Origin of the sequence: Ideonella oryzae, from assembly GCF_024055665.1 — a bacterium.
GTDB classification, from domain to species: Bacteria; Pseudomonadota; Gammaproteobacteria; order Burkholderiales; family Burkholderiaceae_C; genus Ideonella; species Ideonella oryzae.
Window position 1 is genome coordinate 1 of the sequence record NZ_JAMXMC010000001.1, and the last position, 13,615, is coordinate 13,615.

The window sequence follows — 13,615 nt, forward strand, 5'->3', positions numbered from 1 at the left end:
TTCCGGCAGCAGGCCGTGCGGGGTCTGCTTGGCGCCGGTCTCCGACAGGAACAGCACCTCGTCCTCGGTGACGGGCTGGTTCAGCGGCGCGCCCAGTTCCTTCCAGTTCGGGAACAACTCGGTCAGGGCCTTGGGATCCATCACCGCGCCCGACAGGATGTGCGCGCCAGGCTCCGAGCCCTTCTCCAGCACCACCACATTGACCTCGGCGTCCTTCTCGGCAGCCAACTGCTTCAGGCGGATCGCGGTGGACAGCCCGGCCGGGCCACCGCCGACGATCACCACGTCATATTCCATCGATTCGCGGGCGGCATCCATGCTCAGACCCGCTCCAGCACCATGGCAATGCCCTGGCCCACGCCGATGCACATGGTGCACAGCGCGTAGCGCCCGCCCGTCGCGTGCAGGCGGTTGACCGCTGTCGTGGCCAGGCGCGCGCCGGTGGCGCCCAGTGGATGGCCCAACGCGATCGCGCCGCCCCAGGCGTTCACCCGCGCATCGTCATCGGCCAGACCCAGCCGACGCAGCACCGCCAGGCCTTGAGCGGCAAACGCCTCGTTGAGCTCGATCACGTCCATCTGGTCCAGGGTCAGGCCGGTCAGCGCCAGCACCTTTTGTGTGGCCGGCACCGGGCCGATGCCCATCACCCGCGGCGCCACCCCGGCCACCGCCATGCCCAGCACGCGGGCGCGCGGTGTCAGCCCCTGCTGCGTGGCCGCGGCCTCGCTGGCCAGCAGCAGGGCGCAGGCCCCGTCGTTGACGCCGCTGGCATTGCCGGCGGTCACCGTGCCGTCCGGCGTCACCACACCCTTCAGGCGGGCCAGCGCCGCCAGGGTGGTGTCGCGCGGATGCTCGTCCTGCGTCACCTGCAGCAGCTCGCCCTTGCGCTGCGGCACCGGCACGGACGTGATCTCGCGGGCGAGGTGGCCTGACTGCTGGGCCGCCAGAGCGCGCTGCTGGCTGCGCAGCGCGAAGTGGTCCTGCGCCTCGCGCTCGATGGCGTGCTCGCAGGCCACGTGCTCGGCGGTCTCGGGCATGCTGTCCACGCCGTAGCGGGCCTTCATCAGCGGGTTGACGAAACGCCAGCCGATGGTGGTGTCGTACAGGGCGCTGCTGCGGCTGAAGGCGCTCTCGGCCTTGGGCATCACAAAGGGCGCGCGGCTCATGCTCTCGACCCCGCCGGCGATCATCAGCTGGGCTTCGCCGGCCCGGATGGCGCGGGCCGCGCTGCCCACCGCATCCAGGCTGGAGCCGCACAACCGGTTGACGGTGGCCGCGGGCACCTCCGGCGGCAGGCCGGCCAGCAGGCTGGCCATGCGGGCGACGTTGCGGTTGTCCTCGCCGGCCTGGTTGGCGCAGCCCAGGCTCAGGTCGTCCAACGCGGCCCAGTCCACCCCGGGGTGGCGGGCCATCAGGGCCCGGATCGGAATCGCCGCCAGGTCGTCGGTCCGGACGCTGGACAGGGCGCCGCCGTAGCGGCCGATGGGGGTGCGGATGGCATCGCAGATGTAGGCGTGGTGCATGGTGATGAGCAGGTGCAGCGCCGTTGCCGGCAACAGAGGTCCCACCGGCCTGCCGCAGCACGCCGGGGAGCGAAGGAATCAGCGGAAAGCGAGGGGCTGGGGGGCCGGCTCAGACCAGCAGCACGCGCAGGTCCCCCTGGCGGGCGCCAAAGCCGGCGGCCGCGACCAGCGTCGCCAGCTCGTCCGCCAGCGCCACCGGGTCCTGCTGGCGGGCCCAGAACACCGGCCCGCCTTCCCAGCGCGGGAAGCCATAGCCCTGGACCAGCACCACGTCGATGTCGCTGGCGCGGGTGGCCACGCCCTCGGCCAGCAGCAGCGCCGCTTCGTTGACCATGGCCAGCAGCGCGCGGCGCCGGATGGTTTCGGCCGCCAGGGCCTGGGGCGTTCCGCCGCGGGCAGCACGGGCCTGTTCGATCAGGTCGCGCACGGTCGCATCGGTGGCGGGCGCGGCCTGGCCGTCGGTGTAGACGTAGTAGCCGGCCCCGGTCTTGCGGCCCAGCCGGCCGCGTTCACACAGGCCGTCCAGGATGGGCACGTAGCGCTCACGCGGGTCGCGGCTGGTGGCCTGGGCCTGGCGCATGCGCCAGGCGATGTCCAGGCCGGACAGGTCCGCCACCGCGAACGGGCCCATGGCGAAGCCCATGCCGGTCAGGGCCTGGTCCACCTCTTCGGGCCAGGCGCCGTCTTCCAGTATGAACTCGCACTGGCGCCGGTAGGCGTTGTAGATGCGGTTGCCGATGAAGCCGAAGGCATTGCCGCAGCGCACCGGCAGCTTGCCCAGGTGCTGGCCCAGGGCCATGCCAGTGGTCAGCACCTCCGGGGCGGTGGCCTGGCCCTGCACCACCTCCAGCAGCTTCATCACCTGGGCCGGGCTGAAGAAGTGCAGGCCCAGCACATCCGCCGGCCGGCCGGTGGCGGCGGCGATCCCGTCGATGTCCAGGTAGGAGGTGTTGGTGGCCAGCACCGCGCCCGGGCGAGCATGGGCGTCGATGCGCTGGAACACTGCCTGCTTGACCGCCAGATCCTCGAACACGGCTTCCACCACCAGATCGACCTGCGCCAGGGCGGCCCAGTCCAGCGTGGCGGTCAGCCGGGCCAGGGCTTCGCCGGCCCGGGCCGTCGTGAGCTTGCCCGCCGCCACCCGGCTGCTGTAGTGCGCATGGATGCGCTGCACGCCGGCTGCCAGCGCCTCCTGCGCCTGCTCCAGCAGCAACACGCCCAGGCCGGCGTCCAGCGCGCTGATCGCGATGCCAGTGCCCATGGTGCCGGCGCCGATCACCGCCACCCGGTCCACCGGCCGGGGCGGCACCTGCAGCGCGGCAGGCAGTTTCACCACCTCGCGTTCGGCCTTGAACAGATAGCGCAGGGCCCGCGCCTGCGGACTGGCCACCAGGCCGAGGAACAGGGCCCGCTCTCGCGCCAGGCCCGCCTCGAAGGGATCGGCCACCGCGGCCAGGGCGTCCAGCAGAGCCGTGTGGGCGGACTGCAGGCGTTGGCGGGGCTGCAGCCGCGCGCGGGCGGTGTCCACCAGGAACCGCACCGCCGCCGCCTCGGGCTGCCGGTCTCGCGCCAGGGGCCAGGGGGCGCCGGCCTCGGCCTGGCGCAGCGCCACCGTGGCGGCGGCCGGCACCAGGTCGTCGGCCACCACGCGGTCGAACAAGCCCGAGTCGGCCAGCGACCGCGCGGTGCGGGCCTGGCCGGACTGCATCATCTCCAGCGCGGTCGGCAGCCCGACCAGCCGGGGCAGGCGCTGGGTGCCGCCGCCACCGGGGATCAGGCCGATCTGGATCTCCGGCAGGCCCACGCGGGCACCCTCCAGCGCCACCCGGGCGTGGCAGGCCAGCGCCAGCTCCAGGCCGCCGCCCAGGGCCACGCCGGCCAGGGCGGCCACCACCGGTTTGGCTGCCCCCTCCAGGGTCGCCAGCAGTTGGTCCAGCCGGGGTTCGGCCGTCTGCAGCGGGGTGCCCATCTCGCTGACATCGGCACCGGCCGAGAAGGCCCGCGCATCGCCGGTCAGCACGATGGCCCGCACCGCGGCGTCGGCCTGGGCCGCCGTCAGCGCCTGCAGCAAACGGGCCCGCAGGGCATGGCTCAGGGCCTGGACCGGCGGGTGGTCCAGCGTGATGACGGCGACAGCGCCTTGCAGGGTGTAGAGGGACACGAACACGCCTCCGAAAACGATGCACCATTCTTCGGGAGCGAATCTCCTTTGACAATTGGAAAGCCAGTAGACAAACTGTCAAATCCTCTTTGACATTCAAGCCCCATGGACGTCAACGCCCTGCTGCTGCTGGTGGACATCGTCGAGGCCGGCAACCTGAGCCAGGCCGCGCGCAAACGCAAGATGAGCCGGGCCAACATCAGCTACCACCTGACCCAGCTGGAGAAGTCGCTGGGCCAGCAGCTGGTGCGCCGCACCACCCGCCGCATCGACCCGACCGAAGCCGGGCTGCGCCTGTACCGGCATGGCTGCGTGATCCGCGACGAGCTTCAGGCCGCGCAGGAGTCGGTGGCCAGCCTGCGTGAAGGCCTGCACGGCAGCGTGCGCCTGGCCGTGCCCACCGGCTTCGGGCAGCTGGTGATGTCGCACTGGCTGATCGAATTCAAGCGTCAGCACCCCAGCATCCGGCTGGAGCTGTTGTTCGACAACCGGGTGGACGACCTGCTGCGCGACGAGGTGGACCTGGCGATCCGCGTGCTGTCCGAACCGCCGCCGCAGCTGATCGCCCGCGAGCTCAGCCGCATGCGCCACATCGTCTGCGCCTCCCGCCAGTATGCGGACGAGCACCCGCTGCCCACCCGGCTGGAGGACCTGGCGCAGGTGCCGCTGATCACCTCCAACGTGGTGGGGCGCGCGCTGCGGGTGTCGGCCTACCGGGGCGAGGAGCGGCACGAGATCGCGCTGCAGCCCACGCTGGCCTCCGAAAACTTCCAGTTCCTGCACGAGGCCATCCTGGCCGGCCTGGGCGTGGGGCTGGTGCCCGACTACGTGGTGGCCCGTGAACTGGCCACGGGCGAGGTGGTCACCGGTCTGGACGACTGGCGCCTGAGCATCTTCGGCTCGCGCCTGTTCCTGCTGCGCATGCCCGACCGCTACGAGACCCTGGCCACCCGCACGTTGATCGACTTCGTGCTGGCGCAGGCCAAGGCCTGGGCCAGCACCGGAGATCAGGCCGGCAGTTCGAGCACCACCTTGCCGAACTGCTGACCGGAGGCCAGGCGGTCCAAGGCCGCGTGGATGGCCTCCAGCGGATAGCGACTGTCGATCACCGGCCGCAGGCCGGAGCGGGCGACAAAGCGCAACAGCTCGTCGAATTCCTGCACCGTGCCGTAGGTCGAGCCGATGACCTGCAGCTGGCGCACGAACAGGCGGCGCAGGTCGGCCGGCGGCTGGTCGCCACTGGTGGCACCACAGGTCACCAACCGGCCGCCACGCACCAGCGATTTGAGGGCACTGCCCCAGACCGCCTCGCCGACGTTCTCGATCACCAGGTCCACGCCGCGGCCGCCGGTCCAGTCCAGCACGGCCTTCGCCACGTCCTGGGAGGCGCTGTGGATGGCATGGTCGGCGCCCAGCGCCCGCGCCTGGTCCAACTTGGCCTCGTCGCGCGAGGTGACGATCACCCGTGCGCCCACCTGCCGGGCCAGCTGCAGCGCAGCAAGCGACACCCCACCGCCGATGCCGAACACCAACACCGTCTCCCAGGGCTGCAGGCGTCCGCGGGTGAACAGCATGCGCCAGGCGGTCAGGTGGTTGACGCCCAGCGCCGCGCCCTGCACGAAGTCCAGACCCTCCGGCAAGGGCAACACATTGACGGCCGGCAGGCTGACCCACTGGGCGAAGGTGCCGTCGCGGTGTTCGCCCAGCAGCTTCAGCCGGGTGCAAAGCACGCCCTCGCCACGGCGGCAGAATTCGCAGCGCCCGCAGGCCACGCCCGCGTGCAGGGCCACGCGCTGACCCACGCGCAGCAGGGGCTCGTCGGCGTCCACCTCGTCCACCCAGCCGGCGCCGTCCAGGCCCATGATCTGCGGCAGCGTGTGGGTGATGCCCGCGCCGCTGTCGCGCATGTAGAGGTCCACCCGGTTCAGCGTGGCCGCCTGCAGGCGCACCAGCACCTCACCCGGCCGCCGCTCGGGCCGGGGCCGCTCGCCCACCTGCACCACCTCGTTGCCACCGTGCCCGATGATGTAGGCTGCTCTCATTCCTGTCCCTCGATTCACCCGAATAAATGACAACTGATTGTCATTTCTTGGGCACACCTCGACAAGCACCCCGACATGCCCCCCTCCGACAAGAAGACCGACGAAGCCCGTGAAGAGATTGCCAACCGCTTGTTCTTCAAGCTCTATCAGTGCGCCAATCTGCTACACAAGACCGGCACCCGCGCGGTGGAGAGCGAGGGGCTGACGACGCAGCAGTGGGCGGTGCTGGGTGCACTGTCGCTGCCCGAGTCGGCCCAGGGCCGCAGCGTGGGCGATCTGGCGCGCTACCTGCTGGTGAGCCGGCAGAACCTGGCCGGGGTCATCGGTCGCCTGGAGCGCGACGGCCGCATCCGCATCGACCCGGATCCAAGCGACCGGCGCTCCCGTCTGGTTCGACTCACCGAGGCCGGCATGAAGGTGTGGCACCAACAAGCCCAACCCAAGATTCACGCGTACTACGAGCAGGCCACCACCGACTTTTCTTTTGGCGACCTGATCCACACCACCCATTACCTGATGCGGCTGCTCGAGAACATGCAGCGGCTCGACCAGGGCCAGGGCGAAGACGAGCCGGAGGACGACGGCGCCTGAACCCTCAGGCCATCTGGCTGATGGTGCGCCGAAAGCGCGCCAGCGACAGGCCGAACAGCACGCTGCCGATCACCGCCAGCGCCAGGAACTGCACCCACACCACCTCCAGCCCGGCACCGCGGTAGAGGATGGCCTGGCTCAGCTCGGTGAAGTGGGTGGTGGGCGCGGCCAGCATCAGGTCCTGCACGAAAACGGGCATGCTCTCGCGCGGGGTGGTTCCCCCGGAGAGCATCTGCAGCGGAATCAGCGTCAGGATCAGCAACAGGCCGAACTGCGGCATGCTGCGTGCCACGGTGGCCAGGAAGATGCCCATCGAGGTGGTGGCGAACAGGTGCAACAGCGTGCCGAAGAAGAACAGCACCAGAGAGCCCTCGATCGGCACCTTCAGCGCACCCTGGATCACCAGGTTGAGCGACAGCGTGGAGGCGACCACCACCACCAGCGCCATCGACCACACTTTGGACAGCATGATCTCGCCAGGGGTCACCGGCATCACCAGCAGGTGCTCCACCGTGCCGTGCTCGCGCTCGCGGATCAGCGCCGCGCCGGTCAGGATGATGGACAGCATGGTGACGTTGTTCACCACCTCCATCAGCGCGCCGAACCAGCTGCCTTCCAGCGCGGGGTTGAAGCGCATGCGCAGCGCCAGCTCCACCGGCAGCGTGCCACCGCCCCGGTACCGCTGGACGAATTCGTTGACCTCGTCCTGCACGATCTGCTGCACCGCGCCATTGCCGGTGAAGGCCTGGCTCATGCGGGTGGCGTCGATGTTGAGCTGCGCAGCCGGCGCGCGGCCGGCCAGCACGTCGCGCTGGAAGTTGGGCGGGATGTCCAGCACGAAGGTGTAGATGCCGGCATCCATCCCCGGGTCCACCTGGTCACGGGTGATCATGGCCGGCGGGCGGAAGTGCGGCGGGTAGAAGGCCGAGACAATCTGCTGCGACAGCGCGGACTGGTCCTCGTCCAGGATGGCGATGGGCGCCTGGTGCAGGGTCTCCGGCACAGCCGTGGCCGCCACGTAGACCGACACCGTGAAGGTGTAGACGATCAGCACCAGCATCGTCGGGTCGCGCCACAGGCTCCAAAGCTCCTTGATGCCCAGGCGGTAGACATTGGCCAGGTGGCGCCGCCAGGCGGGCCGGTGCGGAGCGGGTGCGTTCGGGGTGGCCATCTCAACGCTCCTGCTTCTTCAGCAGCGCGATGGCGCCGCCGAGGATGACCGGGAAGCTCAGCAGCAGCGGCCAGATCGCCCCCTGCAGATCGCCCAACGACAGGCCCTTGCTGAACACGCCGCGGCTGATGGTGAACATGTAGGTGGCCGGGTAGAGCGTGCCGATCACATGACCCGCGCCCTCCAGCGAACTGACCGGGTTGAGCAAGCCGGAGAACTGCACCGCCGGCAGCATGGTGCCGATCATCGTGAAGAACATCGCGGCGATCTGGCTGTTGGTGACCGTGGAGGCCAGCAGGCCCAGCGCGGTGGAACTGAGGCAGAACAGCACCGTGGCCAGCGCCAGCGTCGCAAAGCTGCCAGTGATGGGCACGCCGAACACGGTGACGGCCAGCAGGCTCATCAGCGCGAAGTTCAGCAGCGCCAGGCCCACGTAAGGCATCTGCTTGCCCAGCAGGAATTCGGTGCGGGTGACCGGCGTGACGTAGAGGTTCAGGATGGAGCCGAGCTCCTTCTCACGCACCACCGCCAGCGCGGTCAGCATGGCCGGCAGCATCAGCAGCAGCAGCGGCATCACGGCCGGCACCATGGCCGGCAGGCTACGCACATCGGGGTTGTAGCGGTAGCGCGTCTCGACCGAGGCCGCCCCTGCCAGCGTCTGGCCGGTGCGGGCGCGGATGCGATCGACCAGCCAGAGCTGGTGCATGGCCTGCACATAGCCCTGGATGGTCTCGGCCCGCTGCGGCATCGCGCCATCGACCCAGGCGCCCACCTGCACCGTCTGGCCGCGCAGCACGCTGCGCTCGAAGCCGGGCGGGATCTCGATCACCAGCGACAGCTCGCCGCTGCGCATGCGCCGGTCCAGCTCGCGGTAGTCCTGCACCGGCGCTTGCTCGGTGAAGTAGCGCGAGCCGCTGAGCTCCAGCGCGTAGCTCTGACTGAGCGGGCTGTCGTCGCGGTCCAGCACCGCGTAGCGCAGGTCCTCCACGTCCAGGCTGATGCCGAAGCCGATCACGAACATCAGCAGCACCGAGCCGCCCAGAGCCATGGCCGCGCGCACCGGGTCGCGCCGCAGCTCCAGCGATTCGCGCCACATGTAGCTGGCCATGCGCCCCAGGCTGGCTCGCCACCGCCGGCCCAGCGAGGGACGGTCCACCGCGGACGCCGGGGCCTGCCAGGCCGCCTCGGCGGCCTCGTCCTGGTCACCGCCCTCGCCCGCTGCGCTGTCACGCAGGTAGCCGATGAAGGCCTCCTCCAGCGTGGCCGCGCCGCGTTTGGCCATCAGCGCGGCCGGCGTGTCGCTGTCCAGCACCCGGCCCGCATCCATCATGGACATGCGGTCGCAGCGCTCCGCCTCGTTCATGAAGTGGGTCGAGATGAAGATCGTGACCTTGTCGCGCCGCGACAGCTCCACCATCAGCCGCCAGAAGGCGTCGCGCGCCACCGGGTCCACGCCGGAGGTGGGCTCGTCCAGGATCAGCAGGTCCGGCTTGTGCACCACGGCCACCGCCAGCGACAGGCGCTGGCGCAGGCCCAGCGGCAGCTTCTCCGGCAGGGTGTCTCGCACCTCGGCCAGGTCGAAGCGGGCAATCATCTCCTCCACCCGGGCCGCCACCTCGGCCTGCGGCACATGGAACAGCTGGGCGTGCAGCACCAGGTTCTGCACCACCGTCAGCTCGCCATAGAGCGAGAAGGCCTGCGACATGTAGCCCACCCGGCGGCGGGTGTCCATGCGGCTGGCGTCCACCGGCTGACTGAACAGGAAGGCCTGGCCCTCGCTGGCCGGCAGCAGGCCGGTGAGCATCTTCATCGTGGTGGACTTGCCGCAGCCGTTGGAGCCGAGAAAGCCGAAGATCTCGCCGCGCCGGATGCGGAAGCTCACATGGTCCACCGCGACGAAGTCGCCAAAGCGCATCGTCAGGTCGCGCGCCTCGATGGCGATGTCCTCGTGGCCATCGTCCAGCGGCGGGATCTCCACTGGCCGGTAGTCGCGCCGCTTGGCCTCGGGCAGCAGGCGGATGAAGGCCTGCTCCAGCGAGCCGGAGCCCGTCTGGGCCAGCAACTCGCCTGGCGAGCCGGTGGCCAGCACCTGGCCGTCGTCCAGCGCCACCAGCCAGTCGAAACGCTGGGCCTCGTCCATGTAGGCGGTGGCCACCAGCACGCTCATGCCCGGGCGCTGCCGGCGGATGCGGCCGATCAGCTCCCAGAACTGGGCCCGGGCCAGCGGGTCCACGCCGGTGGTAGGCTCGTCGAGGATGAGCAGGTCGGGGTCGTGGATCAGCGCGCAGCACAGCCCCAGCTTCTGCTTCATGCCACCGGACAGCTTGCCGGCCGGGCGGTCCAGGAAGGGGTGCAGGCCGGTGCTGCGGGTCAGCGCATCGATGCGCCGGCGCCGCTCGGCCGCATCATGGCCGAACAGCTTGGCGAAGAACTGCAGGTTCTCCTCCACCGACAGGGTGGGATAGAGGTTGCGCCCCAGGCCCTGCGGCATGTAGGCGATGCGCGGGCAGACGGTGTTGCGGTGGGCCACACTGGCCATGTCGCCGCCCAGCGCCTGCACCTGGCCCTGCTGGATGGCCCGGGCGCCGGCCACCAGCGCCAGCAGGCTGGACTTGCCCACGCCATCCGGGCCGATCAGGCCGACCATGACGCCCGCGGGGAGGTCCAGCGTCACGTCGTCCAGCGCCACGCTGCGGCCATACACCTGCCGCACGCCCTGCAGCCGGGCCACCGGAGTGCCCTGGGCCAGGCTCATGGGTGGTTCGCCTCAACCACGTTCTTGTCCAGCGTCGCCGGCCAGGGCTGCTGCGGATCCAGCCGCACCCAGGCCACGCCAGGCAGGCCGGTCTTGACCTGCTGCAGATGCCGGCGCAGCAGCACCGGGTCGATGCGGGCCTTCACCTTGAACATCAGCTTCTGCCGCTCGGTCGCGGTCTCCACGGTCTTGGGCGTGAACTGGGCGATGCTGGCCACGAAGGAGACCTTCGCCGGGATCACGTACTGCGAGGCGGCATCCAGCACCAAGCGCACCTCGCTGCCCAGGGCCACCCGGCCGGCCGCCGTCTCCGGCAGGAAGAAGGTCATGCTCACATCGGTCAGGTCGACCAGGTTCAGCACCTTGCCCCCCGCGCCCACCACCTCGCCCGGTTGGGCGATGCGGTACTGCACGCGGCCGTCGCGGGGCGACTTCAGGATGCTGTCCGCCAGGTCCACGTCGATGCGGTCCACGCTGGCCTGGGCCGCCGAGGCACTGGCCTGGGTCGCGGTGACCTGGGCCTTGGCGGCCGTGACGGCAGCCTGGGCCGAGCGCACCTGGGCCTGGGTGGCCACCAGCGCCGCCTGGGCCCCGCGCATGCGGGCCCGGTCGTCATCCAGCTCCTGACCCGAGGAAGCACCGTCGTGCGACAGTTCCTCCGAGCGCGCCAGCTTGCGGCGGGCCGCGTCCAGCTCCGCCTCCCGCTGGGCCACCTGGGCCACCACGGCCTGCACGTCGCTCTCGCGCAGGGCCACCTGGGCCTGGGCCGAGGCCACCGACTGCACGGCCTGCTGCACCCGGGCCTCGGCCTCGTCGCGCTGGGCCTGCAGGCTCTGGATCTGCATGCTGGCCAGCGGCTGGCCGGCCTTCACGAAGTCGCCTTCGTTGACCAGGATGTCCTCGACCCGGCCGCCCAGCTTGGCGGCCACGTCGATCTCGGTGCCCTCCAGCCGGCCGTTGCCGCTGACGAAGCCGGGGCCCGGGCCGGTATCGTGCAGCCGAGACCAGGCGAAGTAGCCCGCCCCCGCCAGGGCGGCCACGGCGAGCAGGGGAAGAAACTTGGCAAGCTTGGGGTTCATGGCTGGAGGAGCTGGGAGGAGTCGGAAGAAGCGGTGGCGATCTGGGTGCCGCCACCCAGGGCGGTGTAGAGCGCCACCCGCGCGCTCAGCAGGGCCCGGCGCGCCTGCACCAGGCTCTGTTCGGCGCTGAGGCGGTCGCGCTCGGCGTCCAGCACCTCCAGGTAGCGCACGGCCCCGGCGTCGTAGCGCAGCTGGGCCAGGCGGGTTCGTTCGTTCTGCATCGCCAGCATGCGGGTCAATGTCTGCACCTGGTCGGACAGGCCGCGCTGGGCGGCCAGGGCATCGGCCACATCGCGGAAGGCGCCCTGCACCGCCTGGTCATAGGCCACCAGCGCCTGCTGCTGCCGCACCTCGGCCAGCGCCAGTGCACTGGCGCGCCGGCCGCCATCGAACAGCGGCAGGCTCAGCCCGGGGCCGAAGGACCAATCGCCGCTGCCGGACTTGAACAGACCGTCGAGCTGGCTGCTGGCCGTGGCATAGGACCCGGTGAGCGCAATGCGGGGGAAGTAGGCCGCCCGTGCCGCGCCGATGTTGGCATCGGCCGCCCTCAGGCCGTGCTCGGCGGCCAGGATGTCCGGGCGGGCCAGCAGCAGGTCCGAGGGCAGGCCCGGCGTCAAACCGGCCATCACCGCCTTGTCGTCCAAGTGCCCGACGGCGGGTGAAACGCTGCTGCCGGCCCCCACCAGCAAGGCCAGCGCATGGGCCTGTTGGGCCCGGGCCTGGACCAGCTGCGCCACCAGCACTTCGGCCTGCTGCGACAACAGTTCGACCTGGGTCAGCTCCAGCCGCGAGGTGGCGCCCACCTCGGTGCGGCGGCGGAAGATGCGCAGCGACTCGGTCCGGCTGGTAGCCGTTCGGCGGGCCAGGTCCAGCCGCTCGTCCAACTCACCCAGGGCCAGGTAGCTGTTGGCCACCTGGGCGATCAGGCCCAGCGTGGTGGCCCGGCGGGCCTCGTCGGTGCTGAGGTAGTTTTCCAGCGCCGCATCGCTGAGACTGCGCACCCGGCCCCAGAAATCCAGCTCCCAGCTGCTCGCAGCCAGGCCGACCGAGAACTGGTTGCCGGTGACGGCCCGCCCGATCGGGCTGAGGTCGGCCGGCGTGCGGCCGCGCGCGGCCTGCGCCGTGCCGGCCAGCGTGGGCCACTGGTCGGCCCGCTGGATGTCGTAACCGGCCCGGGCCTCGGCCACCTTCAGCACCGCCAGACGCAGATCGTGGTTGTTCGCCAAGGCCTGACGGATCAGGCCACGCAGCGTTGCATCCAGGAAGTAGCTTTCCCAGCCCAGCGTCGCCGCCCGCGGCCCGGCTGGCCCCCCGACAGGGTCGACCACATCGGCAGGGTAGTGGTCCGGCAGCGACGCCGAAGGCGGCCTGACCGGCGCCAGCTGGCAGCCGGCCAGCAACAGCAAGGCGAGTCCCCCCGACCAGCGGCCGCGGGCAGTCCAAGAACGAGGTGCGGAGATCATGCGATGGAACTCTTGCCTGCCACGGGAAATCGGGATAACTACCGACCAGTCGGTAGTTATGCTAGCGCAAATCCTGTGCTTCTTGCCGTGCAATGCGCCGGTGCCCAACTGTGGCAGAGTCCTGTCTTCTGAGCCATGACAGTCACCGCCTCTCCTCTGCCCGCTTCAGCGCGCGCATCCCGCACCCGGCTGCGCCTCCCGCCGGAAACCCGCATCCCGCTGATCCTCGACGCGGCGCTGGCGGCCTTTTCCGCGCAGGGCTACGCCGACACCCGCATCGACGACATCGCCCAACAAGCCGGACTGTCCAAGGGTGGGCTGTACGCCCATTTCGACAGCAAGGAGGCGATCTTCCACGCCCTGCTCCAGCGCTCCATGCAACTGCCCACACTGGATGTGGACGCGATGCTGGTGGGGGCGGACACAGCGCAGGTCTTGGCCCAGCGCCTGCTGCAACCGATGTACGAGGCCGTGCAGTCGCCTTCCCTGGTTGCCCTCAGCCGCATCCTGCTGACCGAGGGGCACCGTCTGCCCCCCCAGGTGCAGGACTGGCGGCGCCACGTCCATGCCACCGTCTGCACCCAACTGACCCAGGTGCTGCAGCGTGGCGTGGCCCAGGGCCTGCTGCGCCCCACCGTGCTCACGACCGTGCCAGGGCTGGTCTTGAGCCCCTTGGTCCACTGGATGGTGCAGCACATCTCGGCCGGTCCCGAAGAATGGGTCAACGCGAGCGAGGCCTACCGCATCCATGTGCAGTTGCTGACCGAGCTGCTGACCCCCTGAGCGGCCCCCTGGCGCAGGGCACCATGGGCACGACACGGTGTTCCAGG

Annotated in this window: 11 protein-coding genes; 3 read left to right on the forward strand and 8 right to left on the reverse strand. The window is 70.5% G+C overall.

Annotated elements, in window-relative coordinates; translation table 11 throughout:
• The 3 genes from M0L44_RS00005 to M0L44_RS00015 form a co-directional block, all read right to left on the reverse strand.
• Positions 1-318: NAD(P)/FAD-dependent oxidoreductase (locus M0L44_RS00005; RefSeq protein ID WP_252767550.1), on the reverse strand; the 318-nt coding region annotated here is incomplete at its 3' end.
• Positions 319-320: 2 nt separating this feature from the next.
• Positions 321-1,523, reverse strand: coding sequence for a 3-oxoadipyl-CoA thiolase (gene pcaF, locus M0L44_RS00010; protein ID WP_252767551.1), 1,203 nt, complete (start codon positions 1,521-1,523; stop codon positions 321-323).
• A gap of 109 nt (positions 1,524-1,632) precedes the next feature.
• Complete coding sequence (locus M0L44_RS00015; RefSeq protein ID WP_252767552.1) at positions 1,633-3,684, reverse strand: 3-hydroxyacyl-CoA dehydrogenase NAD-binding domain-containing protein; 2,052 nt, start codon at positions 3,682-3,684, stop codon at positions 1,633-1,635.
• Between the two features lie 105 nt (positions 3,685-3,789).
• On the opposite strand from M0L44_RS00015, the gene M0L44_RS00020 reads away from it, so the two are divergent.
• On the forward strand, positions 3,790-4,731 hold the full coding sequence (locus tag M0L44_RS00020; protein WP_252767553.1) for a LysR family transcriptional regulator: 942 nt from the start codon (positions 3,790-3,792) through the stop codon (positions 4,729-4,731).
• Here M0L44_RS00020 and M0L44_RS00025 read toward each other — a convergent pair.
• Positions 4,692-5,726 (reverse strand): zinc-binding dehydrogenase, encoded by a 1,035-nt coding sequence (locus M0L44_RS00025; RefSeq protein WP_252767554.1) that lies wholly within the window; start codon positions 5,724-5,726, stop codon positions 4,692-4,694. The two genes, M0L44_RS00020 and M0L44_RS00025, sit on opposite strands and share 40 nt — an antisense overlap.
• A 75-nt stretch (positions 5,727-5,801) precedes the next feature.
• On the opposite strand from M0L44_RS00025, the gene M0L44_RS00030 reads away from it, so the two are divergent.
• Complete coding sequence (locus M0L44_RS00030) at positions 5,802-6,317, forward strand: MarR family winged helix-turn-helix transcriptional regulator (RefSeq protein ID WP_252767555.1); 516 nt, start codon at positions 5,802-5,804, stop codon at positions 6,315-6,317.
• A 4-nt stretch (positions 6,318-6,321) separates the two neighbouring features.
• Here M0L44_RS00030 and M0L44_RS00035 read toward each other — a convergent pair whose 3' ends face one another.
• From M0L44_RS00035 to M0L44_RS00050, 4 genes are read right to left on the reverse strand one after another with little or no spacing between them, the layout of a single operon-like run.
• Positions 6,322-7,488: an ABC transporter permease gene (locus tag M0L44_RS00035; RefSeq protein ID WP_252767556.1), complete on the reverse strand. Its 1,167-nt coding sequence runs from the start codon at positions 7,486-7,488 to the stop codon at positions 6,322-6,324.
• 1 nt (position 7,489) lies between these two features.
• Complete coding sequence (gene rbbA, locus M0L44_RS00040; protein WP_252767557.1) at positions 7,490-10,243, reverse strand: ribosome-associated ATPase/putative transporter RbbA; 2,754 nt, start codon at positions 10,241-10,243, stop codon at positions 7,490-7,492.
• Positions 10,240-11,322, reverse strand: a complete 1,083-nt coding sequence (locus M0L44_RS00045) for an HlyD family secretion protein (protein WP_252767558.1) — start codon at positions 11,320-11,322, stop codon at positions 10,240-10,242. The genes rbbA and M0L44_RS00045 overlap by 4 nt, the downstream gene beginning before the upstream one ends.
• Entirely contained in the window at positions 11,319-12,728 is a 1,410-nt protein-coding gene (locus tag M0L44_RS00050) for an efflux transporter outer membrane subunit (protein ID WP_354004084.1), read from the reverse strand. Before M0L44_RS00050 ends, M0L44_RS00045 begins: the two co-directional genes overlap by 4 nt.
• Positions 12,729-12,920: 192 nt before the next feature.
• On the opposite strand from M0L44_RS00050, the gene M0L44_RS00055 reads away from it, so the two are divergent.
• Positions 12,921-13,568, forward strand: a complete 648-nt coding sequence (locus M0L44_RS00055; protein ID WP_252767560.1) for a TetR/AcrR family transcriptional regulator — start codon at positions 12,921-12,923, stop codon at positions 13,566-13,568.
• The last annotated feature ends 47 nt before the right edge of the window (positions 13,569-13,615 follow it).

What these genes read in the sequence shown, in the direction of transcription:
- M0L44_RS00035 (WP_252767556.1), bottom strand. Translation starts at nt 7,488, where the DNA reads ATGGCCACCCCGAACGCACCCGCTCCGCACCGGCCCGCCTGGCGGCGC.
- pcaF (WP_252767551.1), bottom strand. Translation starts at nt 1,523, where the DNA reads ATGCACCACGCCTACATCTGCGATGCCATCCGCACCCCCATCGGCCGC.
- rbbA (WP_252767557.1), bottom strand. Translation starts at nt 10,243, where the DNA reads ATGAGCCTGGCCCAGGGCACTCCGGTGGCCCGGCTGCAGGGCGTGCGG.
- M0L44_RS00030 (WP_252767555.1), top strand. Translation starts at nt 5,802, where the DNA reads ATGCCCCCCTCCGACAAGAAGACCGACGAAGCCCGTGAAGAGATTGCC.
- M0L44_RS00020 (WP_252767553.1), top strand. Translation starts at nt 3,790, where the DNA reads ATGGACGTCAACGCCCTGCTGCTGCTGGTGGACATCGTCGAGGCCGGC.
- M0L44_RS00025 (WP_252767554.1), bottom strand. Translation starts at nt 5,726, where the DNA reads ATGAGAGCAGCCTACATCATCGGGCACGGTGGCAACGAGGTGGTGCAG.
- M0L44_RS00045 (WP_252767558.1), bottom strand. Translation starts at nt 11,322, where the DNA reads ATGAACCCCAAGCTTGCCAAGTTTCTTCCCCTGCTCGCCGTGGCCGCC.
- M0L44_RS00055 (WP_252767560.1), top strand. Translation starts at nt 12,921, where the DNA reads ATGACAGTCACCGCCTCTCCTCTGCCCGCTTCAGCGCGCGCATCCCGC.